At 64.2% G+C, this 21,787-nt stretch carries 19 protein-coding genes and 1 tRNA gene; 9 read left to right on the top strand and 11 right to left on the bottom strand.

The window, feature by feature from the left end; all coding sequences use genetic code 11:
- Positions 1-10: 10 nt before the first annotated feature.
- The 5 genes from HU764_RS00790 to HU764_RS00770 all read left to right on the top strand — a co-directional run bounded on the left by HU764_RS00790 (position 11) and on the right by HU764_RS00770 (position 3,880).
- Positions 11-586: a DUF2796 domain-containing protein gene (locus HU764_RS00790; protein WP_186682163.1), complete on the top strand. Its 576-nt coding sequence runs from the start codon at positions 11-13 to the stop codon at positions 584-586.
- Entirely contained in the window at positions 587-1,297 is a 711-nt protein-coding gene (locus HU764_RS00785) for an ATP-binding cassette domain-containing protein (protein WP_099452761.1), read from the top strand.
- A complete protein-coding gene (locus tag HU764_RS00780; protein ID WP_085274020.1) occupies positions 1,297-2,562 on the top strand; it encodes an ABC transporter permease in 1,266 nt (421 codons plus the stop codon). Before HU764_RS00785 ends, HU764_RS00780 begins: the two co-directional genes overlap by 1 nt.
- 9 nt (positions 2,563-2,571) lie before the next feature.
- Positions 2,572-3,087, top strand: coding sequence for a DUF3299 domain-containing protein (locus tag HU764_RS00775; protein WP_186704230.1), 516 nt, complete (start codon positions 2,572-2,574; stop codon positions 3,085-3,087).
- A gap of 109 nt (positions 3,088-3,196) precedes the next feature.
- The gene (locus HU764_RS00770) at positions 3,197-3,880 is read left to right on the top strand and encodes an OmpW/AlkL family protein (RefSeq protein WP_010951793.1); all 684 of its coding nucleotides are present in this window, start codon (positions 3,197-3,199) and stop codon (positions 3,878-3,880) included.
- Here the strand turns inward: HU764_RS00770 and HU764_RS00765 are convergent.
- Positions 3,868-5,091: an MFS transporter gene (locus tag HU764_RS00765; protein ID WP_217834999.1), complete on the bottom strand. Its 1,224-nt coding sequence runs from the start codon at positions 5,089-5,091 to the stop codon at positions 3,868-3,870. The two genes, HU764_RS00770 and HU764_RS00765, sit on opposite strands and share 13 nt — an antisense overlap.
- Positions 5,092-5,188: 97 nt before the next feature.
- Between HU764_RS00765 and HU764_RS00760 the strand changes: the two genes are divergently transcribed.
- Positions 5,189-5,632, top strand: coding sequence for a winged helix-turn-helix transcriptional regulator (locus tag HU764_RS00760; protein ID WP_027594896.1), 444 nt, complete (start codon positions 5,189-5,191; stop codon positions 5,630-5,632).
- Positions 5,633-5,789: 157 nt separating this feature from the next.
- Here HU764_RS00760 and HU764_RS00755 read toward each other — a convergent pair whose 3' ends face one another.
- Positions 5,790-6,722 carry an NAD-dependent epimerase/dehydratase family protein gene (locus HU764_RS00755; RefSeq protein ID WP_186682815.1) on the bottom strand — a complete coding sequence of 311 codons (933 nt, stop codon included), beginning with the start codon at positions 6,720-6,722 and terminating at the stop codon, positions 5,790-5,792.
- Positions 6,715-7,599 (bottom strand): sugar nucleotide-binding protein, encoded by an 885-nt coding sequence (locus HU764_RS00750; protein ID WP_033694227.1) that lies wholly within the window; start codon positions 7,597-7,599, stop codon positions 6,715-6,717. Before HU764_RS00750 ends, HU764_RS00755 begins: the two co-directional genes overlap by 8 nt.
- A gap of 331 nt (positions 7,600-7,930) precedes the next feature.
- On the opposite strand from HU764_RS00750, the gene HU764_RS00745 reads away from it, so the two are divergent.
- Positions 7,931-8,776 (top strand): alpha/beta hydrolase, encoded by an 846-nt coding sequence (locus HU764_RS00745; protein ID WP_186704109.1) that lies wholly within the window; start codon positions 7,931-7,933, stop codon positions 8,774-8,776.
- Positions 8,777-8,787: 11 nt separating this feature from the next.
- Here HU764_RS00745 and HU764_RS00740 read toward each other — a convergent pair whose 3' ends face one another.
- Entirely contained in the window at positions 8,788-9,597 is an 810-nt protein-coding gene (locus HU764_RS00740) for a helix-turn-helix domain-containing protein (RefSeq protein WP_099452756.1), read from the bottom strand.
- A 175-nt stretch (positions 9,598-9,772) separates the two neighbouring features.
- Between HU764_RS00740 and HU764_RS00735 the strand changes: the two genes are divergently transcribed.
- Positions 9,773-11,215 carry an alanine/glycine:cation symporter family protein gene (locus tag HU764_RS00735; RefSeq protein WP_027594891.1) on the top strand — a complete coding sequence of 481 codons (1,443 nt, stop codon included), beginning with the start codon at positions 9,773-9,775 and terminating at the stop codon, positions 11,213-11,215.
- A gap of 72 nt (positions 11,216-11,287) precedes the next feature.
- Positions 11,288-12,277 carry an asparaginase gene (locus tag HU764_RS00730; protein ID WP_186704108.1) on the top strand — a complete coding sequence of 330 codons (990 nt, stop codon included), beginning with the start codon at positions 11,288-11,290 and terminating at the stop codon, positions 12,275-12,277.
- Between the two features lie 125 nt (positions 12,278-12,402).
- Here HU764_RS00730 and HU764_RS00725 read toward each other — a convergent pair.
- The 7 genes from HU764_RS00725 to fdnG all read right to left on the bottom strand — a co-directional run bounded on the left by HU764_RS00725 (position 12,403) and on the right by fdnG (position 21,609).
- Positions 12,403-12,498: transfer RNA gene (locus tag HU764_RS00725), tRNA-Sec, on the bottom strand.
- 6 nt (positions 12,499-12,504) lie between these two features.
- Positions 12,505-14,427 (bottom strand): selenocysteine-specific translation elongation factor, encoded by a 1,923-nt coding sequence (gene selB / locus HU764_RS00720; RefSeq protein ID WP_186704107.1) that lies wholly within the window; start codon positions 14,425-14,427, stop codon positions 12,505-12,507.
- Positions 14,424-15,851 carry an L-seryl-tRNA(Sec) selenium transferase gene (gene selA, locus HU764_RS00715; RefSeq protein WP_186704106.1) on the bottom strand — a complete coding sequence of 476 codons (1,428 nt, stop codon included), beginning with the start codon at positions 15,849-15,851 and terminating at the stop codon, positions 14,424-14,426. Before selA ends, selB begins: the two co-directional genes overlap by 4 nt.
- Before the next feature lie 155 nt (positions 15,852-16,006).
- Positions 16,007-16,933, bottom strand: a complete 927-nt coding sequence (gene fdhE, locus HU764_RS00710) for a formate dehydrogenase accessory protein FdhE (protein ID WP_186704105.1) — start codon at positions 16,931-16,933, stop codon at positions 16,007-16,009.
- A gap of 4 nt (positions 16,934-16,937) precedes the next feature.
- On the bottom strand, positions 16,938-17,594 hold the full coding sequence (locus HU764_RS00705) for a formate dehydrogenase subunit gamma (RefSeq protein ID WP_186704104.1): 657 nt from the start codon (positions 17,592-17,594) through the stop codon (positions 16,938-16,940).
- Entirely contained in the window at positions 17,591-18,541 is a 951-nt protein-coding gene (fdxH, locus tag HU764_RS00700) for a formate dehydrogenase subunit beta (protein ID WP_027594885.1), read from the bottom strand. Before fdxH ends, HU764_RS00705 begins: the two co-directional genes overlap by 4 nt.
- The gene (gene fdnG, locus HU764_RS00695) at positions 18,541-21,609 is read right to left on the bottom strand and encodes a formate dehydrogenase-N subunit alpha (RefSeq protein ID WP_155951438.1); all 3,069 of its coding nucleotides are present in this window, start codon (positions 21,607-21,609) and stop codon (positions 18,541-18,543) included. Before fdnG ends, fdxH begins: the two co-directional genes overlap by 1 nt.
- Positions 21,610-21,787: the final 178 nt, after the last annotated feature.

Here is a 21,787-nt window from a genome sequence, read left to right as displayed (position 1 = left end):
GGAGTCTTCCATGCGTCGCCTGCTGCTCGCCCTGCCCTTCGCTCTGCTGCCCCTCGCCATGGCCCATGCCCACGATGACCATGACCATGATCACGCCCATGGCACCCTCGGCGCCCATGAGCATGGCGTGGCCAAGCTCAACGCCGTGCTCGATGGCAACACCCTGGAGCTGGAACTGGACAGCCCGGCGATGAACCTGGTCGGTTTCGAGCACGCTGCCAATAGCGATGCCGACAAAGCCAAGGTCGCCGCCGTGCGCCAGCAGCTCGAGCAACCCTTGCAGCTGTTCGGCCTGGCAGCAGCCGCTGGGTGCAAGGACGATGCACAGGCGCTGGAAAGCCCGCTGTTCGGAGATGCCCCGAAAGCCGACGACGATGACGACGAGCATGAGCACGGCCATGAGCACAGCGACATTGGTGCGCATTACCAACTGACCTGTGCCAACCCGGACAGCCTCACCCAGATCGACCTTGCCCCGCTGTTCAAGGCCTTCCCGGCTACCCAGAAGATCAACGTGCAACTGATCGGCCCTAAAGGTCAGAAAGGCGTTGAAGCGACACCCGCCAAGGCCGCGGTCGCGTTCTGAATGGGCCAGCCGCTGATCGAACTGCATGACCTGGTCTTTGCCTGGCCTGGCCAACCGGCCCTGCTGGATATTCCCGCCTTCCAGCTGGAGGCCGGCGAGGCGTTGTTTCTCAAAGGCCCCAGCGGCAGCGGCAAGACCACGCTGCTGGGCCTGCTGGGCGGCGTGAACCTGCCTGGCCAGGGCCGCATTCGCCTGCTCGGCCACGACCTCAGTGGCCTCGGCCAAGGCGCGCGCGATCGCTTCCGGGTCGACCACACGGGTTACATCTTCCAGCAGTTCAACTTGCTGCCGTTTCTGTCGGTGCGCGAGAACGTCGAGCTGCCTTGCCGCTTTTCGCGCAGCCGCGCCACGCGCGCGGCCCAGCGCCATGGCAGTGTCGACCAGGCCGCCGCCACGCTGCTCGCCCACCTGGGCCTGGGCGACCCCGCCCTGCTTGCCCGGCGCGCCGACAGCCTGTCGATCGGCCAGCAACAACGGGTGGCCGCTGCGCGAGCACTGATCGGCCAGCCGGAATTGGTGATCGCCGACGAACCGACCTCGGCCCTCGATGCCGACACCCGCGAAGCCTTCATCCGCCTGTTGTTCGACGAGTGCCGGGCAGCCGGCGCCAGCCTGTTGTTCGTCAGCCATGACCAGAGCCTGGCACCGCTGTTCGACCGTCACCTTTCCCTGGCCGAGCTCAACCGCGCCGCCAAGCCCCGGGAGGCCTGATGTACCTGCTTCGTCTTGCCCTGGCCAGCCTGGCCAACCGCCGTTTCACCGCCTTCCTCACCGCGTTCGCCATTGCCTTGTCGGTGTGCCTGCTGCTGGCCGTAGAGCGCGTGCGCACCGAAGCCCGCGCCAGCTTCGCCAGCACCATCAGCGGTACCGACCTGATCGTCGGCGCCCGCTCGGGCTCGGTGAACCTGCTGCTGTATTCGGTGTTTCGTATTGGCAACGCCACCAACAACATCCGCTGGGACAGCTACCAGCATTACGCCCAGGACCCACGGGTGAAGTGGGCGATCCCTATTTCGCTGGGCGACTCGCACCGCGGCTATCGCGTGATGGGCACCACCGGCGACTACTTCAGCCACTACCAATATGGCCGCAGGCAGCACCTGGAGCTGAGCCAGGGCCGCGCCTTCGCTGACGACCCGTTCGAAGTGGTGCTCGGCGCCGAAGTGGCCGACGCCTTGCATTACACACTGGGCGACAAGCTGGTACTGGCGCATGGCGTTGCGGCGATCAGCCTGGTCAAGCATGACGACAAGCCGTTCACCGTGGTCGGCGTGCTCAAGCGTACGGGCACCCCGGTCGACCGCACCCTGCATATCAGCCTGGGCGGCATGGAGGCGATCCATATCGATTGGCACAACGGGGTGCCCGCCCGCGGTGCCGGGCGCATCAGTGCCGACCAGGCACGTACCATGGACCTGCAACCTGCCGCCATCACCGCGTTCATGCTTGGTTTGAACAGCAAGATCGCTACCTTCAGCCTGCAACGGGAAATCAACGAGTACCGCAACGAACCCTTGCTGGCGATCTTGCCCGGGGTGGCCCTGCAGGAGCTCTGGAGCCTGATGGGCACCGCCGAGCAGGCGCTGTTCGTGGTTTCGCTGTTCGTGGTGCTGACCGGGTTGATCGGCATGCTGACGGCGATTCTCACCAGCCTCAACGAGCGCCGTCGGGAGATGGCGATCTTGCGCTCGGTCGGTGCCCGGCCTTGGCATATCGCCGGGTTGCTGGTACTGGAGGCGCTGTCGCTGGCCGTGGTGGGGATCGTCGCCGGGCTAGGCTTGCTGTACACCGGCATCGCCCTGGCGCAGGGCTATGTGCAGGCCAACTATGGGTTGTTCCTGCCGCTGGCCCTGCCGAGTGCCCATGAATGGACGCTGCTGGCTATTATCCTCGGGGCTGCACTGCTGATGGGCAGCGTGCCGGCCTGGCGAGCCTATCGGCAGTCGCTGGCCGATGGCTTGTCGATCCACCTCTGAGAAAACGCCATGCTCCGCGCGCTTCTGTTATCACTGGTAGTACTCGCCGCCCCCACCTGGGCGGCCGAACCCCGCGAACTCGATTGGCCTGCATTGATCCCGGAAGGCGCCCCTGTCATCCCGCCGCAACTGGCTCCGCTGCACGACCTGTCACAGCTGAGCGACGCTCTGGCCGCCGAATCGGCGCCCGCCGCCCGCCAGCAGGCGCCGGATGCCCCGGTGGTGAAAAGCCTGGATGGCCAGCGGATCAAGCTGCCGGGCTACATCGTGCCGCTGGAGGTCAGCGAAGAAGGCCGCACCACCGAGTTCCTCTTGGTGCCCTACTACGGCGCTTGCATCCACGTGCCGCCACCACCCTCGAACCAGATCGTGCACATCTTCAGCGAGAGGGGCGTGCGCGTCGAAGACCTGTATCAGCCCTACTGGATCGAGGGAAAGATGCAGGTGAGCGCCTCCAGCAGCGAACTGGCCGACGCCGGATACCAGATGGAAGCCGAGAAAATATACGCTTATGAGCTGAAGTGAGAACTGTTTCGAATTCGTTCCGACGCTTCTTTGAGCTGGGTCAAACTTTCGGTTTAGACGCATCCGTACCATTGGACTACTCAATTACTAATGTCCTCTGGGAGCTTCCATGAACAAGTCCTTGCTCGGCGCCTCGCTTGTGGCCCTTGCGCTCGCCGCCCCTGCCGCCCACGCCTACCAGGCAGGCGATATGATCCTGCGCGCCGGTGCCATCACTACCGCACCGAACGAAAGCAGCGGCGACCTCAAGTTCGACGGCAACAAGGTGTCGGGCACCAAGGCGACCCTGGACAGCGACACCCAGCTGGGCCTGACCTTCGCCTACATGCTCACCGACCACATCGGCCTGGAGCTGCTGGCGGCCACCCCGTTCAAGCACACCGTGGGCGTCAAGGGCCTGGGCGGCGGCCTGGACGGCAAGCTGGCCGACATCAAGCAACTGCCACCGACCCTGTCGCTGCAGTACTACCCGATGGAGCCGAACTCCCGCTTCCAGCCGTATGCCGGCGTGGGCATCAACTACACCCTGTTCTTCGATGAAGACCTGAGCAGCGCGCGTAAAGAACAAGGCTTCAGCAACCTGAAGCTGCAGGATTCGGTCGGCATCGCTGGCCAGCTGGGCATGGACTACATGCTCACCGACAACCTGCTGGTCAACGCCTCGGTCTGGTACGTCGACATCGACACCAAGGCCAGCGTCAACGGCCCGACCGCGCTGGGCTACAGCAAGACCAAGGTCGACGTCGACGTCGACCCGTGGGTTTACATGGTTGGCCTTGGCTACAAGTTCTGATCCCTGGCAGGGAGGGCGGCCATTGCCGCGCTCCCTGTTCTTGCCCCCAGCCAGCAACCCAAGGCTGTCGCACTGATCCCCGCCCCCAGCCCGCACACCGCCGCCCACCCCCATCGGGCATAGACCCAGGTCGCCAGCACCGCGCCCAACCCGCTACCCAGTGAATAGCAGCACATGTAGGCGCCAATCAGGCGGCTCGCCTGTGCGCTGCGCCCGGCCAGCAACAGGCTCTGGTTGGTGACATGCACAGCCTGCACCGCAAAATCGAGCAACACCACCCCCACTAGAAACGCCAGCAGCGAATGCTCAACGAACGCCGTCGGCAGCCACGACACCGTCAGTACCGCCAGGGCGAACCCGGTGGTGCGCTCGCCGCGGCCTTGATCGGCCAACCGGCCGGCCCGGGAAGCAGCAACCGCGCCCGCCACGCCGGCCAGGCCAATCAGGCCGATTTGGGTATGGCTGAGCGCCAAGGGCGAAGCGCTCAGCGGCAGCACCATCGCGCTCCACAGCACGCTGAAGGCGGCAAAGATCAACAGGCCGTATAACCCGCGTCGGCGCAGGGCAGGGTCTTCCTTGAACAAGGCCCACAGCGAGCCCGTCAATGCCAGGTAACCGAGGCGCTGCGCCGCCGGCCGGGCACCCGGCATGCCGCGCCAGAGCAGGCAGGCCATCAGCATCAGTACCCCAGCGGCGGCAAAATAGACGACACGCCAGCCCGCCATGTCGGCGACGAAGCCAGACACCAGCCGCGCCAGCAGAATGCCCAGCACCACCCCGCTGGTGACCGTGCCCACCGCCTGCCCCTGCTGTGCGGGGGTGGCCAGGGTGGCGGCATGCGCCACCATCACCTGCACCATGACGGCCATCAACCCGACCAGCGCCAGCGCCATCAGCAGCACCGCCCAGTCCCAGGCCATGCCTACCGCCATCAGGGCCAGGGCCGAAACCCACAACTGGCCGACGATCAGGCGCTTACGGTCAATCAGGTCGCCTAGCGGCACGATCAGTAGCAAGCCCAGCGCATAACCGGCCTGGGTGGCGCCGACCACCCAGCCTATGCGCTGCTGCCCTACCCCCAGGTCCCGTGCCATGGACTCTAGCAAGGGCTGGGCGATGTACACCGTGGCCACCGCAATACCGCAGGTGAGGGCCAGTAACAGGGTCATCGCGCGGGTCAGGCGGGGTTGTGTAGCGCTCGGGGTGTGCATGGCGTATCCCTTCAATCTGGTTTCAAATTAAAACCACATGTGGATTTCTAGCAAATGTGGTTTTAATCTGCAACCAGAACCCTTGAGAAGCCGCACGATGCTCGACGAAACGAACGGACAATGCCCGGTAGCCCGGGCCCTTGAAGTACTGGGTGATCGCTGGGCGCTGATGATCCTGCGCGACGCATTCGATGGCTTGCGCCGCTTCAGTGAGTTTCAGAAGAACCTCGGGCTGGCCAAGAACATCCTGGCCTCGAGGCTCAAGTTATTGGTGGAGAGTGGGCTGTTGGCGTTGCAGCCGGCATCGGATGGCAGTGCCTACAAAGAGTATGTGCTGACCGAAAAAGGGCGTTCGGTGTTCCCGCTGGTGATCGCCTTGCGCCAGTGGGGGGAGCAGTACTTGTTCGAGGCCGGAGAAACGCGATCGGCGTTGCTGGACCGCGCCACAGGGGAAACGCTCGAGACCCTGCAAGTGCGCGCTCGGGATGGGCGGGTGTTGGGGCCTGATGATTGCCAGCGCACGGTGGTGCGGCACGGTTGAGCCCGGCGCCACGTGGCTGGCAAGCCAAGACTCCTGTAGGAGCAGCCTTGTGCTGCGAAGAGGCCGGTGGCAGTAGTGAAAATCTACTGTGTTGCCACCGGCCTCTTCGCAGCGCAAGGCTGCTCCTACAGGACGGCGTGCGTTGCCGAGCCTGCGTTCAGGGCTTGCCCAGCAAGCGGGACAAGCCGTCGACCAATGGCGTTGGCGCCGGGAAATCGAAGCGCGTCAGCAAGCGCTGGTTATCTGCCCGCGAATGGCGAATGTCGCCCGAGCGGGCTGGGCCATAGCTGATCGCTGGCAAGCTGCCGATTACCTTTTCCAGGGCCGTCAACAGCTGGTTGAGCGAAGTCGCCTGGTTCAGGCCGATGTTCACCGCGCCCTCCTCGACCTGCTGCTGCTCCAGCGCCTGGATCATCACCTGCACCAGGTCCCCTACATAAAGGAAATCCCGGGTCTGCTCACCATCCCCGAACACCGTGATCGGCAGCCCTTGGGTGGCACGCTCGCTGAAGATGCTGATCACACCCGAATACGGCGAGGAAGGGTCCTGCCGCGGGCCGAAGATATTGAAGAAGCGGAACACCACCGGCTCCAGACCATGCTGGCGGCGGTAGAAATCCAGGTACTGCTCACTGGCCAGCTTATCCACAGCGTAAGGGGTCAGCGGCGCTTTCGGTGTTTCTTCAGCAATCGACTCGCCTTCGCCGTTGTTGCCATACACCGCAGCACTGGAGGCGAACAGCACCCGACGCACACCGTGCAGGCGCATGGCTTCGCAGACATTCAGGGTGCCGATGAAATTGCTCTGGTGAGTCTTTACCGGATCCTCGACCGAAGCCTGCACCGACGCCACGGCCGCCAGGTGCACCACCGCAGCGCAACCAGCGGCCGCACGGCTGACCAGCCCAGCATCGGCGACATCGCCTTCGATCAGTTCCAACCGTGGGTGGGTAATCTGCAGGTTATCCCGCTTGCCAGTGGACAGGTCGTCGAGAATGCGTACGGCGTAACCTTTGGCCAACAGCGCATCGCACAGGTGAGAGCCGATGAAGCCGGCACCGCCGGTGATCAGGATGGGGGCATCAGCCATGGCGGTAGAAACGGTCCAGTAGGGGCGGCAGGCCGGCGCGCCAGGCGCGGGGCTTGATACCGAAGGTGTGAAGGATTTTCTTGCAGGCCAGCACGGCGTGCTGGGGCTCTTCGCTGGCGTCCGGCCGCGCGGCATGGGCCTGTGGCGTGGGCGCCTGCACCGCCAGCTGACGGTACTGGCCAGCCTCGGTCAAAATCGCCTGCCCCAGCGCCAGTGGCGTGGTCGCTTCGTTGCCGGCGTAATGGTAGGTGCCCCACAGCGGCGCGCTGCAATCGAGCTGCTTGAGCACCGACAGGATCACCCGGGCAGCGTCATCGACCGGCGTCGGGTTGCCGCGGCGGTCATCTGCCAGCAGCAATTCCTGGGGTTGTTCGGCGCGGGTCAGGAAACGGCCCAGTGCACCGTCGACGCTTTCATCGAGCAGCCAGCCAAAGCGCAGCAGCACATGTTGCGGGCACGCCGCCCGCACGCTCTGCTCGATGCGCCACAGGGCCTGGCCACGCAGGCCGAGCGGCACCGGCTCGTCTTTCTCGCTGTAGGCCGTGGCCCGCGACCCGTCGAAAACCCGGTAGCTCGAAGGCTGCACCAAGGTGATCTGGTGGTGCTGGCACAACTCTGCCAGCCGCTCCACCGCCCGCTCTTGCTGAGCCAGGCGTTGTTCGCTGACCGACTCGGCCTGGAACCAGTCGAAGTAATAGGCCAGGTTGACCAAGGCATTGGGGCGGTGATCGTCGAGCAGCTGAGTGAGGCTGGCCGGGTCCCAGCCGTTCTCCGGCGGGCGCGGTGCCAGGAATGCAATGTCCTCTTCAGCCCCGAGACGAATCAGCGCTTGCCCGAGGGCATTGCCACCACCCAACAGCATTAGGCGCATACGCATAGAGTCAGCAGATCCGGAGAGGTTGATTGAGGGAAAGGGGTCATTTTGCGGTTTCCGGGCGGGGAAGTCCAACCCAGGGCCTAGTGAATACCATCGGCAGTGTTGATTTCAAATTTTCGCCACCACCCGCTTGGATGGCCCAATTGCAGCCACGTTTTGCCGACAGGTGCTTGCCTTGGGTTTTGAGGTGGTGCGCAAATCGAGCGCCGCCCGCGCGGCGCTCGATCTCATAGGCTTCAAAAAAGCCATGAGCCAGCGCACACGGCAAAAACAGCAACTAGCCTAATCTGCGTTGCGTAATACCAATCATCGGCTCTTAAAAGAGGGCAGCATGCACGCACAAACGGACACAAATCACCGATTGAAATGGCAGTTCAACGAACCCGCACCTGGCAAAGAAGTAGTCATCGAAGAAGTGTTCGGAAACTACCAACAGCAAGCCCGATTGCTGGTGCCTGATCTTGAGCAATCACCCCCGGTGTTTGTCATCGGGGGCGCGCGCTCGGACTTCACTCGGCTCAACCCGCTGCTCTATCGCCTGCAAGCCGCAGGTATCGGATCGCTAACTGGAAACCTGTCAGGGCACAGTCTCGCCAGCGAGCCAGGTGCAGATTCGCCTTCACTAGCGACCAATCTCGAAGAGGCGCAACGTTTTTTCCGACATATCGCTAATGACTGCCGAACGCTGATAGGCCATAGCCTAGGGGCTGCAATTACGCTGAAACTCGCAGCGCAGTTACCGCAAGTGAACAGGCTTGTATTGATCTGCCCAGCTGTTTATCCAGACCTCGCTCAACAGGCGCCATTCGGCCCGACCTTTACAGCAGCCATCAGCAGGCCCTACGGCTTTCTGGACTGCGACAGCTACGCCTTCCTCAGTCGGTTTCGGGGCAGAGTACTGATGGTGATTGGCGAGTATGACGGGCTCAACTCACAGCGATTCGGCAAAGGGCCTGGCACCAGTGCAGGCAACCTGTGGGTTGCCGGCACCGAGCGCTACAGCCCAATTCCTGAAGAAGTCACTCACGCGCTGATGCAGTCAGTTTCACCGGAGCGTTTCCAATGCCTGTTTCTTACGGACTGCGACCATGGCATCGCCGCCCACCTGCGCAGTACCCCGGCAATCGCGGATCAGGTTGCGGACGCGGTGGAAACGTTCATCCACGACGATGTGTGACGCGTTGCCCCTCACTCGATTTCGAATAGCCCGTTACTCAACGGCCCCACACTCAACCGCTCGCGCACGTCGTCATCGATACGCGGGTCCTCCGGCCGGTACAGCTTGACCTGGCGATAGGCATTGATGCGGTTGATCTCTTCGCCCAGGTACTCCCACACCACTCGGGTGCAGGCCGGGTTGCGTCGGTCGCCGCTGGAAACGCCGGTCTTCAGGCCGTTCAGGCGGGTGATGCGGCTCTTGAAGCTGGGGATGAGGATGGTCTGGCTCATCTCGTTAAGGGTCAGCGACTCGTAGTCGATCAGGAACATCCGGTCCTGCAACTGGAACGCCGCGCCCAAGTAGCGGCAACGCACCTCGGCATGCAGGTCGGTGGCACTGCTGCGCTCCTGACGCTCCTGGCGCTCGAACAGGAAGCGGCCGCGCTCTTCACGCAGGTGCACCAGCGATAGCAGGATCGACCCCGGTACCGACATGCAGTTGGAATACTCGAAGTAATAGCCGCAGTAGCGCGACAGGTTGCCCGCGTGCTCGTGCAAGGGGCGGAACAACTCGCTGATCGGGTCGCTTGGCTGTTCAGCCACCGCCGACACACGGGCGCCGATCAGCCGAGCGAACTGCTCGGGCGGCTGGTTCAGCTCGTAATCCTCGACACCGAAGAAATCGCCGATGCGTTTGAGGTTGAAAGCCGTCGGACGGCTCTGGCCGCTGAGGTACTTGTTGAACTGCGCGCGGTTGATCGACAGCTGTCGGCAAACTTCCGAGATAGAGCGGTAGTGGCTGCAGGCCAGTTTGAGGTTGGTAGCGAAATGATCGCTCATGTTCAGAATCCAGGTGACGCGAATGGCGCAAGTGTAGCATCAAGTCGCATCAAGTCAGAGCAACCCGCGAAATTGTAACCACTCTTGTCATAGCCAAACATGCGCCCCAACGATAGCGGTGCGCCTGCCGTCCGCTGGTCATTCCACACGAAGAATAAGAATCGAGGTCATTTTAATGCTCGAAGTACTCAACGATTTCCTTTCAGGGAAACTCCTCATCGTGTTGATCGTCGGTCTCGGCGGTTACTTCACCATCCGCTCGCGGTTCGTCCAGTTCCGCCATTTTGCCCACATGTTCGGTGTGTTCAAGGAATCGCTGCGTGGCCAGGCAGGCCAGCTGAGCTCCTTCCAGGCCCTGATGCTGAGCCTCGCCGGCCGCGTTGGCGCCGGTAACATCGCCGGTGTTGGCATTGCCGTGACCCTGGGCGGCCCAGGCGCGGTCTTCTGGATGTGGGTCACCGCGCTGGTGGGCATGTCCAGCAGCTTCTTCGAATGCACGCTGGCCCAGGTCTACAAACGCGCAGACGGTGACGGCCTGTACCGTGGTGGCCCGGCCTACTACATCCAGCACGGCCTGAAGCGCAAGAACATGGCCATCGTGTTCTCGATCCTGCTGCTGGTCACCTACGGCTTCGCCTTCATTGGCCTGCAGTCGTACACCGTGACCCACTCGCTGCAGAACGCCTTTGCCTTCGACCCTAAGCACACCGGTATCGTCCTGGCCGTGCTGCTGGCCATCACCTTCCTCGGTGGCATCAAGCGCATCGCCGCCGTGTCTGACCTGTTGGTACCGGTCAAGACGCTGGCCTACATCGGCGTGACGCTGTACGTGATCGGCACCCAGATCGAGCACGTGCCAGCCATGCTGGAAACCATCTTCAAGAGCGCCTTCGGCCTCGACCCCGCGTTCGGCGGCCTGCTGGGCAGTGCCATCGTCATGGGCGTGAAGCGTGGCGTATTCGCCAACGAAGCGGGCCTGGGCAGTGCGCCCAACGTCGCTGCCGTGGCGGCCGTGAAGCACCCGGGCGCGCAAGGCGTGGTCCAGGCGTTCAGCGTGTTCCTCGACACCTTCGTGATCTGCACCTGCACCGCGCTGCTGATCCTGCTGTCGGGCTTCTACACCCCAGGCTTCGAAGGTGACGGCATCGTCCTGACCCAAAACTCGCTGGCCGCCGTGGTCGGTGACTGGGGGCGCCTGTTCGTCAGCGTCGCGCTGTCGCTGTTCGTCTTCACCTGCATCCTCTACAACTACTACTTGGGCGAAAACAGCCTGCAGTTCCTGACCCGCAACCGTGCCGTGCTGATGCTGTTCCGCGGCCTGGTGCTGGCGCTGGTGGTGTGGGGTTCGATGCAGGACCTGTCGACCGTGTTCGCCTTCGCCGACATCACCATGACCTGCCTGGCCTTCGTCAACCTGGTCGCCCTGGCCCTGCTGTTCAAGGTCGGCCTGCGGGTGATGCGCGACTACGATGATCAGCGCAAGGCTGGCATCAAGCAGCCAGTGTTCGATTCGGCCAAGTTTGCCGACCTGGACCTGGACCGCAATGCCTGGCCTGCCAATACGCAGGCCGAAACAGCCGCTGACAAAGCCGTGGGCCAAGCCCAGCTTCAGCGCTGATATCCTGCCCTGCCCAGCCGCCCCACCTGCGGGCGGCTTTTCTTTCTCCGCTTACCGCCTCGGATGATCTCCATGCGCGCAGTAAAGAATCTTCTCGTCCTCTACACCGGCGGCACCATCGGCATGCTCGAAACCCCAGAAGGCCTGGCGCCAGCGGGTGGTTTCGAGGCGCGGATGCGCGAGCATTTCGCCCAGATGGCCGATGCACCCCAGCTGCACTGGACACTGCAGGAAATGAACCCGCTGCTCGACAGCGCCAACATGCAGCAGCACAACTGGCTGGCCATGCGCGATGCCATCGTCGAGGCGGTGGACGTTGCCGGCCATGATGCGGTGCTGGTCCTGCATGGCACCGACACCCTGGCTCACAGCGCCGCGGCGTTGTCGTTCCTGCTGCTTCGCTTGCCGGTGCCAGTGCTGTTGACCGGCTCGATGTTGCCGGCCGGTGCACCGGGCAGCGATGCCTGGGACAACCTGTGCGGCGCCCTGCGCCAGTTCGAGCAAGGCCTGGAAGACGGCGTGCAGCTGTACTTCCACGGGCAGTTGCTGCACGGCTGCCGGGCCTCGAAACTGCGCAGCGAGGCCTTCGATGCCTTTGCCGCGCTGCCGCGCCATCGCGACGGTGAGCGTGCCACCACCCTGCCCGCCGAGCTTGGCTACCAGCACCCGCGCCAGCCGGTCAACCTGGCGGTGATGCCGGTGTTCCCTGGCTTGCAGGCCGGGCATCTGCGGGCAGTGCTCGACAGCGGCGTGCAAGGTTTGCTGCTGGAGTGCTACGGCAGCGGCACAGGGCCCTCGGATGACCAGGCATTGCTAGACGTACTGCAAGCGGCGCGTCAGCGGGGTGTGGTGCTGGTTGCGATCAGCCAATGCCCGGAAGGGTCGGTGGTGTTCGATACCTATGCGGCGGGTAACCGCCTGCGTGGCGCTGGCCTGGTCAGTGGCGGCGGCATGACCCGTGAGGCAGCGTTGGGCAAACTGTTTGCGCTGCTGGGGGCTGGGTTGGGTGCAGAAGCTGCTGAGCAGTGGTTTGCGCTGGACCTGTGTGGAGAGCGGGCTTAAGCGTCATGCTTTCGGGCCTCTTCGCGGGCAAGCCCGCTCCCACAGGTACTGCGCACGTCTCAAGAACTGTAAAGCCCCTGTGGGAGCGGGTTTACCCGCGAAGAGGCCCGAAAGGGAGAAGTTAATGGCGGAAGGCAGCGGGAGTCGAACCTGCCCGGGAACGGCTGCCGTCCCCAACCGGGTTTGAAGCCCGGCCGCGCCACCGGGCGCGATTGCCTTCCTTGAACTCAGTGCCTGGCCTGCTGCTGGGCCAGGGCGCTGTCGGCGCGGATGTAACGCTGGTCGGCCACCCGGCGAGTCAGGCCGATGCGGTCGAAATACTCAAGAATCTGCACACTGCGCTTGCGACCGATGCCCAACATATCGCGAAACGCAGCCACCTGCACTACCGGCGCTTCACTCACCTGGCCAAGCAGCAGCGCGGCCATGCGCTGTACCGTCGCTGCCGGGTAGAACAGGTCCCGCACCACCTGGTGCACCAGGCCCAACCTAGCCAGCTTGCGCATCAGCAAGCGCACATCCGTTTCGGCGCAGCCCAATTCACTGGCCAGCGTCCGCACCCACGGCGGGTCGTACTGCCCTTCCAGCAAGCGGGGTTCCAACCGCGCCCATAGCGCGTTATCGGCCTCACTCAATTGCACCTTGTGTTCGGGCAGGTGCAACCACGGGCCGCTGCTGGCAACCTGCCCCTCATCAAGCAATTCATCCAGCAGGCTGACAAACGCCGGACGCTCCTGCGGCAAGGCAGCAAAGCGCCGTAAACGGTCGCGGTCCGGGCCGAGCTGGTCGGGCTCCTGCTGATGAAACAGTGCCAGCCGCTCCAGCACCTGCTGCTTCAACGCATCCCACGTCGTACGAGCAAATAGCAACGGCCCCTGGCGTGTGGCAATCACCAGAACATTCGCGGGCAACTGCCAGCTCGCACGCAGGCGGTTGAACTGCCGCTCCAGCCGCTGCGGGTCGAGCCCTGCGGGCGCGGCATCCAGCAAAGCGGGTAATGCTTGCTCCAGGCCCTCGGCATCACGCAGCACCTGCAACTGGCGCAGCCGCGACTCGCTGCGACGCTGCCGACTGGGCGCAAACGGGTCAAGCACCCACCCGCCCCCCAGCGTGCGCTGGGCACGCTGGTCGCGCAGCACCAGCCGGTCGCCATGCACGGCCTGCAGCGGCGCGTTGAGTAGCAACTGGGCAAACATGCGCTGGCCGGCCAGCAGTGCCTCACCTTCGAGCAGCGCCACGCGGGCGGTCACATCCTGAGTGCCGAGGTGGACGTGCACAGCGCTGAAGTGCTCGAACGGGCGGGTTTCCCCCGCCAGCAACGTCAGCTCGATATCGACCCGAACGCTGGGTGCGTGCAGCCATTCGGGCACCAGCCAGTCACCCCGATGTACCTGTTCGACGGCCAACCGCTCGGCAGCGATGTTCAGCGCCACCCGCTGGCCCGCTTCGGCCATCAGCGCGGCCTGGCTCTGGGCATGCAGGCCGCGCACCCGCACGGGTTTGCCAGCCTTGCCCAACAACAGGGTGTCACCCGCACTGACCTGGCCGGCCAATGCCGTGCCGGTGACCACCACACCGGCGCCAGACACCGCGAAGGCGCGGTCGATGGCCAGGCGAAAACCGCCGCGCACACTGCGCTGCCGCACGCGCCCTTGCGCCTGCAGCAGTGCCTGGCGCAATGCCTCCACACCTTCGCCCGTGATGCTCGACAGTGCATACTGCGAGGCCCCTGCATACGGCCCCGGCGCCAGCAGCGCGGCGATCTGCGCGTGCACTTCTGCTACGCGCGCCGGCGCTACCCGGTCGCATTTGCTGACCGCCACTAACGCCTGAGGAATGCCCAGCAACTCGATGATCGCCAGGTGCTCGCGGGTTTGCGGCATGATGCCGTCGTCCGCAGCCACCACCAGCAACACCAGGTCGATGCCGTGCGCCCCTGCCAGCATGTTGTGGATAAAGCGCTCATGGCCCGGCACATCGATGAAACCGGTCAGTGGCGCACCTTCGGCCAGTGCGGCATAGCGATAGCCGAGGTCGATGGTCATGCCGCGTTCGCGTTCTTCCTGACGGTGGTCGCCAGCCTGCCCGGTCAAGGCCTGCAGCAGCGCCGTCTTGCCGTGGTCGATATGGCCAGCGGTACCGACGATCACTGCACCGGCCCCAGTTGCAGGGCAGGCAGCTGCGCCAGCCACTGGGCTTCATCGTCCAACTGGCGCAGGTCGAGCCACAGCGCATCGTCGTCGATACGCCCCAGCACCGGTATCGGTAACTCGCGCAAGGCGCGCTCCAGCACATGCAGGCTGCGCCCGCGCAGCTTCTTCGACACCTGCGGGCGCAGGCACAGCGCGGCGCTGGGCAGGCGCGCCACCGGCTGGCTGCCGCTGCCGATCATGCCCAGTGCCGGCTCCACACTGACCGCCCATTGCCCATCGAGGCGGGCATTGAGTTCGGGCGCCAGGCGCTCGGCCTGGGCCTGGATCTCGGCCTGGCTGCGGGTCAGCAGGCGCAGGCTGGGCAAACGCTCGGCCAGCCGGTCCGGGTTGCGGTACAGCGCCAGCACCGCTTCAAGGGCGGCGAGGGTGATCTTGTCGACGCGCAGCGCACGTTTGAGGGGGTTCTTCTTGATCTTGGCGATCAGGTCCTTGCGCCCGACGATGATCCCGGCTTGTGGCCCGCCAAGCAGCTTGTCGCCGCTGAAGGTGACGATATCGGCGCCATCTGCCAGTGCCTGGCGCACGGTCGGTTCGGCGGGCAGGCCCCAGCGGGTAAGGTCAAGCAAACTGCCGCTGCCCAGGTCTTCGAGCAGCGGCAGTTCATGGTGATGGGCAATGCGCGCCAGCTCGGCGGTAGGCACCTGGGTCGTGAAGCCCTGGATGCTGTAGTTGCTGCAGTGCACGCGCATCAGCAGGCCGGTGCGCGGGCCGATGGCGGCCTCGTAGTCGCGCGCATGGGTGCGGTTGGTGGTCCCGATCTCGTGCAGCCGTACGCCTGCACGGGCCATGATGTCGGGGATACGAAAGGCCCCGCCGATCTCGATCAGCTCGCCTCGGGAGATGATGCCCTCCTTGCGCGCCCCCAGGCTGTTCAGCGCCAGCAGCACGGCTGCGGCATTGTTGTTGACCACGGTGACGGCTTCGGCACCGGTCAATTCGCGGATCAGGCCTTCGATCAGGTCGTCACGGTCGCCGCGCTTGCCGGTGGCCAGGTCGAACTCCAGGTTGAGCGGGTAACGGGCGGCGGTCTGCATGGCGTCGATGGCCTCTTCCGGCAACAGGGCGCGGCCGAGGTTGGTGTGCAGCACGGTGCCGGTGAGGTTGAACACCCGGCGGACCTGGCTGCGTTGCTGGGTAGCCAGGCGCTCGCCAGTGCGACCGAGCAGTACCTCTGCGGCCAACTCGGCGGTGCTGAGTTGGCCCAGATGGGCGGGCTCGCGCAGGTCGTCGAGCAGTAGGCGCAGGGTGGCGAGGACAGCGTCGCGGCCGTGGCGGTCGATCAACGGGAGGCAGGCCGGATGACGCAGGAGGGTGTCGATGGAAGGCAGGCGTGGGGTGTCGTTGGCGAGGCTTGAAGACATCAGGTACTACCTTCAGATGATCCGTTGTCTGTTCTGGCCCTTTCGCGGGGCAAGCCCGCTCCCACTGAGAACTTGCTGGTTCCGAATACATCGAAGTACCTGTGGGAGCGGGCTTGCCCCGCGAAGGGCGCGACTCGATCTTGCAGTGTAGACACTCACCCGCCACCCGGCGCCAGCAGCAGGTTTGGCGCCAGGCGATGAAACCCTTCCTCATCCAGCCGGATATCCAGCGCCAGGCTGGCCAGGTCATCGGCCAGCGGCTCGGCAGCGGCATCGTTCTCCAGATAATGCTGCTTCAGGTAGGTGTTGCACCCCGGGCAACACTCAGCCTGCAACGGCGCCTTGCCCGGCGCATGGCGATCATCCTCCAAGCTGGTATAGCGCAGGTCCTTGCTCGACTCGCAGTACACGCACTTGACCCGCACCACATGCCACTCGCAGGCACACAACGAGCAGGCCAGGTAACGCAGGCCGTTATGCTTGCCACGGTTACGCACCACACCGGCCAACGCTGGCGACCCGCAGGCCGGGCATTGGGCCAAGCTGCCGGCCGGCTTGAGCTCGCAAGCCGGCAGCGCCAGCAGCCAATAGGACCAGGCGGCTTGCAGCGCCGCGCCCAGAAACGGCACAAACGCGGCCGGCACGGCATCGAACTGCCCTGCCAGCAACGCGATGCCCCAGCCCTTGCGCTGGCCGTCGTCACTTTTGCGCAGTGCCTGCAGCGCTTCAGCCAACGGCCCCGTGGCCACTTCACCGAACTGATCGAGCAACGTCTGCAGCCAGACCAGCCAAGGCCCTTCGCGCACCAGGCTGTCGGCTGCCAGCGGCGGCAGCCCATGACTTATGCACAGGCGCTGGCGATCTTCGGCCACAGGCAAAGCACCAGGTGGGTTATCCACAAGCCACTGCTGGATGTGGCACAGCCGCGCGATCAGCCACAGGTAATCGCCAAGGGCATTATTTTCAGCGAGTAGCTCCAGCCGCTCGGCACGCAGGGCGAACAAGCCCTTGGGTGGCAGGTGCAAAAAGGGTGGCGCCACCGCCGAGGCCTCGATCTGCCCGGGTACGAGTATCGTACTCATGTACTCATCCTTCTTTACGTCCGTGATCACCCGGGGGCTTGTCGCCGGTCACCTCGCGGTACCACAGCTCATGATGTTTGCGGGCCCAGGCGCGGCTGACCCAGCCATGCAGCATGGCGCCAATGGAGCCCTTGATCCAGATACCGGCGTAGATGTGCACAATGATGCTAAGGATGAGCACAAAACCCGCCAGCGCATGCAGCAAGGTAGCCAGGCGAATGGAGCCGATATCGAAGAAATGGCTGAAGTACGCGCGCCAGATGACCACACCGCTCAGCAACAGGACAAGCATGCACAGCAGCAGCGTCCAGAACAGCAGCTTCTGCCCGGCGTTGTACTTGCCAATGGGCGGCACGCCGTCTTCACGGTTGACCATCACCCGGTCGATGCGGCGCAGCCACAGGCGGTCGTTGGCGGTGATGAAGTTGGCGCGCCAGAAACGCACCACCAGGCCGAGGAAGAACACGAACATGGCCACGCCCAAGAACGGGTGCAGGATGCGTGTCCACGGCCCACCGCCGAACAGGTGGCTTAGCCAGAACAGGGCCGGATGGAACAGCGCCAGCCCAGACAGCCCGGCCATGAAAAACAGAATGGCGACAATCCAGTGGTTGGTCCGCTCGTTGGCGTTGTAACGCAGGATAGGCTTGTTGTGGTTCATGGCCGTTGCTCCCCTTGCCCACCGGGCTGCTTCGGATCGTACACATGCACCGCAGGGTCCACCTGGTGCACGCTGTCATCAGGCGGCGTGGGGTGCTCGTCCTCTTCGACCCGCTGTGGGCCAACCCGCACATAGTGGAAGAACCCAGCCAGCACCGCCGCGCCCATGGCCAACAGCGCCAGCGGCTTGGTGAAGCCCTTCCACAAGCCTACCAGCGGGCTGATCACCGGCTGGTCCGGCAGGCCGGCGTACAGCCGGGGCGTGTCGGCATGGTGCAGCACGTACATCACGTGGGTGCCACCGACGCCGTCCGGGTCGTACAGCCCGGCGTTGTCGTAGCCACGTGACTTGAGGTCGACGATCCGCTCGGCGGCATGCACCTTCATCTCGTCCTTGCTGCCGAAAACGATCGCCCCGGTCGGGCAGGTTTTCACGCAGGCCGGCTCCAGCCCCACGCTCACCCGGTCGGAACACAGCGTGCACTTGTACGCCTTGTGGTCCTTCTGCGATATGCGCGGGATGTTGAACGGGCAGCCGGTGATGCAGTAGCCGCAACCGATGCAGTGGTCCTGGTTGAAATCGACGATACCGTTGGCGTGCTTGATGATCGCCCCCGGGCTCGGGCAGGCTTTCAGGCAACCGGGGTCGGCGCAGTGCATGCAGCCATCCTTGCGGATCAGCCACTCCAGGTTGCCGTCGTCGCGCTCGTGCTCGGTGAAGCGCATCAGGGTCCAGGTCTCGGCGGTGAGGTCCTGGGGGTTGTCGTAAGTGCCGTGGTTGTGGCCAACCTCGTCACGCAGCTCGTTCCACTCCGAACAGGCCACTTGGCAGGCCTTGCAGCCGATGCACTTGGTGGTGTCGATCAGCTTGGCGACTTCCTCCTGCTGGCGTACCGAAGGCGGCACGGTGGTGGTGGCCGAGCGGGCGATGATGTCTTGGCTGGCCATCAGAGTTTCTCCACTTTGACGAGGAACGACTTGGACTCCGGCGTCTGGGTGTTGCCATCACCCAGGAACGGCACCAGGGTGTTGGTGAGGTAGCCGTGCCGGGTCGCCCCGGTGAAGCCCCAGTGCAACGGGATGCCGATCTGGTGCACGGTCTGGTTGTTGACCTGCAGCGGGCGAATCCGCTTGGTCACCACCGCCACCGCGTCGATATGCCCGCGCTTGCTCGACACCCGCACCCGGTCACCTGCCTTGATGCCCTTCTCGTTCGCCAGCACCTCGCCGATCTCGACGAACTGCTCGGGCTGGGCGATCGCGTTGAGCCGGCAATGCTTGCTCCAGAAGTGGAAGTGCTCGGTCAGCCGGTAGGTGGTCGCCGCGTAAGGGAATTCATCATGGGTGCCGAGGCTGTCCCACACTGAATCGAAGATGCGCCCGGCCGGGTTGCTGGTGGCCTTCTTGTTCTGCGGGTGCAGCGGGTTGATGCCGATCGGCGTTTCGAACGGCTCGTAGTGCTCGGGGAACGGGCCTTCGGCCATCTTGTCGATGGCAAAGAACCGCGCCACGCCCTCGGGGTTCATGATGAACGGGTTCATCCCGGCTTCCGGTGGCGAGTCGACCTTGAAGTCGGGCACATCGGTACCGGTCCAGGCTTTGCCGTTCCACCACACCAGGCGTTTTTTCTCTGGGTCCCATGGCTTGCCTTGCGGGTCGCTGGAGGCACGGTTGTAGAGGATGCGGCGGTTGGCCGGCCAGGCCCAGGCCCAGTTCTGCACCTGGTGCATGCCGTACGGGTCGCTGTTGTCGCGGCGTGCCATCTGGTTGCCTTGCTCGGTCCAGCAGCCGGCGAAAATCCAGCAACCCGAAGCGGTACTGCCGTCGTCCTTGAGCTGGCCGAAGCCCGACAACTGTTGCCCACCCTTGAGCACCGCGCCGGTCGGGTCGGTGACGTCGGTTACCGCCCAGCCGTTCATTTCCTTGGCCAGCTCCTCCGGGGACGGCTCTTCAGGGACCTTGTACGGCCAGCTGATGTTCATCAACGCATCGGGGTAAGCGCCGCCCTCGGCCTGGTAGCGTTGGCGCAGGCGCAGGAACAGCTCGCTCATGATGTGCACGTCGGTGCGGGTCTGGCCCGGGCCGTCGGCACCTTTCCAGTGCCATTGCAGCCAGCGGCTGCTGTTGACCAGCGAGCCGTCCTCCTCGGCAAAGCAAGTGGTGGGCAGGCGGATCACTTCGGTCTGGATATTGGCCGTGTCGACGTCGTTGAACGGCCCGGCATTACGCCAGAACTCCGAGGTTTCGGTGGCCAGCGGGTCCATGATCACCAGCCACTTGAGCTTGCCTAGCGCGGCGGTGACACGGTTCTTGTCCGGCAGCGCGGCAATCGGGTTGAAGCCTTGGCAGATGTAGCCGTTGACCTTGCCCTGGCCCATCATCTCGAACATGCGCAGCACGTCGTAGGCCGGCACATCGAGCTTGGGTAGCCAGTCGTAGCCCCAGTTGTTTTCCGCCGTGGCATTGGCGCCATACCAGGCCTTCATCAGGCTGACATGGAACTTGCCGTAATTCTGCCAATAGGACAGCTGCCCAGGGCGCAGCGGCTTGGAGGCACGCTTGTCGATGAACGCGGCGTAGTCTTGCTCGGCATCACCGGCCAGGGTCAGGTAACCCGGCAGCGAGTTGGACAGCAGGCCGAGGTCGGTCAGGCCTTGGATATTGGAGTGCCCACGCAAGGCGTTGACCCCACCACCCGGCATGCCGACGTTACCCAGCAACAGCTGCACCATCGCCGCACTGCGGATGATCTGCGCGCCGATCGAGTGCTGGGTCCAGCCCAGTGCGTAGAGAATCGTCATGGTCTTGCCCGGTACCGAGCAGGTGGCGATCTCTTCCCAGATTTTCATCATGGCGTCCTGCGGCATGCCACAGGTCATGCTGGCCAGCTCCGGGGTGTAGCGGCTGTAGTGCTGTTTCATCAGCTGGAACACGCAACGCGGGTGCTGCAAGGTCGGGTCGACATTGGCAAAGCCGTCCTCACCCAGCTCGTAGCCCCAACCGGACTTGTCGGCGTACACGCGCTTGGCCGCGTCGTAGCCGCTGAACAGCCCGTCCTCGAAGCCATAGCCTTCTTTGACGATGAACGACACGTCGGTGTAGTTGCGCACGTATTCGTGCTGGATCTTGTCGGTGCTCAGCAGGTAATTGATCAGCCCGCCCATGAAGGCGATGTCGCTGCCGGTGCGGATGGGCGCGTAGTAGTCCGCCACCGAGGCGGTACGGGTAAACCGCGGGTCGACCACGATCAGCCGCGCCTTGTTGTGCGCCTTGGCTTCGGTCACCCACTTGAAGCCGCACGGATGCGCTTCTGCTGCGTTGCCCCCCATCACCAGGACCAGATTCGCGTTGGCGATATCGGACCAGTGGTTGGTCATGGCACCACGGCCGTACGTCGGGGCAAGACTTGCCACCGTCGGGCCATGTCAGACACGTGCTTGGTTATCGAACCCCAGCATGCCTGTTGCACGAACAACCTTGTGGGTCAGGTAGCCGGCCTCGCTGGAGGCGGCGGAGGCGGCGAGAAAACCGGTGGTAAGCCAGCGGTTGACGGTTTGCCCCTGAGCGTTCTTCTCGATGAAGTTGGCATCGCGGTCCTGCTTCATCAGGTCGGCGACGCGGTCGAGCGCCTCGTCCCACTCCACCCGCACCCACTCCTTGCTGCCCGGCTTGCGCACCTCGGGGTACTGCAGGCGGCTTGGGCTGTGGATAAAGTCCAGAAGGCCCGCGCCTTTCGGGCACAGGGTGCCGCGGTTGACCGGGTGGTCGGCGTCGCCTTCGATATGGATGATGTTCTGTTTGACGTTCTTGCCCGCATCACCCTGGCTGTACATGATCAGGCCGCAGCCGACCGAGCAGTAGGGGCAGGTGTTGCGGGTCTCTTTGGTGTGCGCCAGCTTGAAGTGACGCACCTGCTCGGCGAAGGCCGGCGTCGGGGCCATGCCCAACGCCGCCAGGCTCGAGCCTCCAAGGCCGACAGCGGCGACCTTGAAGAACTGCCGACGGTTGAGGTCCATCGTGCACTCCTGATCAGGTGGTGGACGCGCGGAACATGGCCGGCGCCTCTTGGTAGTCACGGTGGCGGGTTTTTGATGGCCGCCGATAGGTAAGACTAGTCAAGAATCGGGAAGGTGCTATGACAGGGGTCAGGGGGGGATCGGTGTGGAGGCTGACAGGTGCTCGCCATAACATCTC

It is taken from the genome of Pseudomonas kermanshahensis (genome assembly GCF_014269205.2).
GTDB lineage: Bacteria > Pseudomonadota > Gammaproteobacteria > Pseudomonadales > Pseudomonadaceae > Aquipseudomonas > Aquipseudomonas kermanshahensis.
This window is presented reverse-complemented; position numbering and strand designations above follow the sequence as displayed.

Coding starts and splice junctions, on each gene's coding strand:
- HU764_RS00790 (WP_186682163.1), top strand. CDS start 11: ATGCGTCGCCTGCTGCTCGCCCTGCCCTTCGCTCTGCTGCCCCTCGCC.
- HU764_RS00785 (WP_099452761.1), top strand. CDS start 587: ATGGGCCAGCCGCTGATCGAACTGCATGACCTGGTCTTTGCCTGGCCT.
- HU764_RS00780 (WP_085274020.1), top strand. CDS start 1,297: ATGTACCTGCTTCGTCTTGCCCTGGCCAGCCTGGCCAACCGCCGTTTC.
- HU764_RS00775 (WP_186704230.1), top strand. CDS start 2,572: ATGCTCCGCGCGCTTCTGTTATCACTGGTAGTACTCGCCGCCCCCACC.
- HU764_RS00770 (WP_010951793.1), top strand. CDS start 3,197: ATGAACAAGTCCTTGCTCGGCGCCTCGCTTGTGGCCCTTGCGCTCGCC.
- HU764_RS00765 (WP_217834999.1), bottom strand. CDS start 5,091: ATGCACACCCCGAGCGCTACACAACCCCGCCTGACCCGCGCGATGACC.
- HU764_RS00760 (WP_027594896.1), top strand. CDS start 5,189: ATGCTCGACGAAACGAACGGACAATGCCCGGTAGCCCGGGCCCTTGAA.
- HU764_RS00755 (WP_186682815.1), bottom strand. CDS start 6,722: ATGGCTGATGCCCCCATCCTGATCACCGGCGGTGCCGGCTTCATCGGC.
- HU764_RS00750 (WP_033694227.1), bottom strand. CDS start 7,599: ATGCGTATGCGCCTAATGCTGTTGGGTGGTGGCAATGCCCTCGGGCAA.
- HU764_RS00745 (WP_186704109.1), top strand. CDS start 7,931: ATGCACGCACAAACGGACACAAATCACCGATTGAAATGGCAGTTCAAC.
- HU764_RS00740 (WP_099452756.1), bottom strand. CDS start 9,597: ATGAGCGATCATTTCGCTACCAACCTCAAACTGGCCTGCAGCCACTAC.
- HU764_RS00735 (WP_027594891.1), top strand. CDS start 9,773: ATGCTCGAAGTACTCAACGATTTCCTTTCAGGGAAACTCCTCATCGTG.
- HU764_RS00730 (WP_186704108.1), top strand. CDS start 11,288: ATGCGCGCAGTAAAGAATCTTCTCGTCCTCTACACCGGCGGCACCATC.
- selA (WP_186704106.1), bottom strand. CDS start 15,851: ATGTCTTCAAGCCTCGCCAACGACACCCCACGCCTGCCTTCCATCGAC.
- fdhE (WP_186704105.1), bottom strand. CDS start 16,933: ATGAGTACGATACTCGTACCCGGGCAGATCGAGGCCTCGGCGGTGGCG.
- HU764_RS00705 (WP_186704104.1), bottom strand. CDS start 17,594: ATGAACCACAACAAGCCTATCCTGCGTTACAACGCCAACGAGCGGACC.
- fdxH (WP_027594885.1), bottom strand. CDS start 18,541: ATGGCCAGCCAAGACATCATCGCCCGCTCGGCCACCACCACCGTGCCG.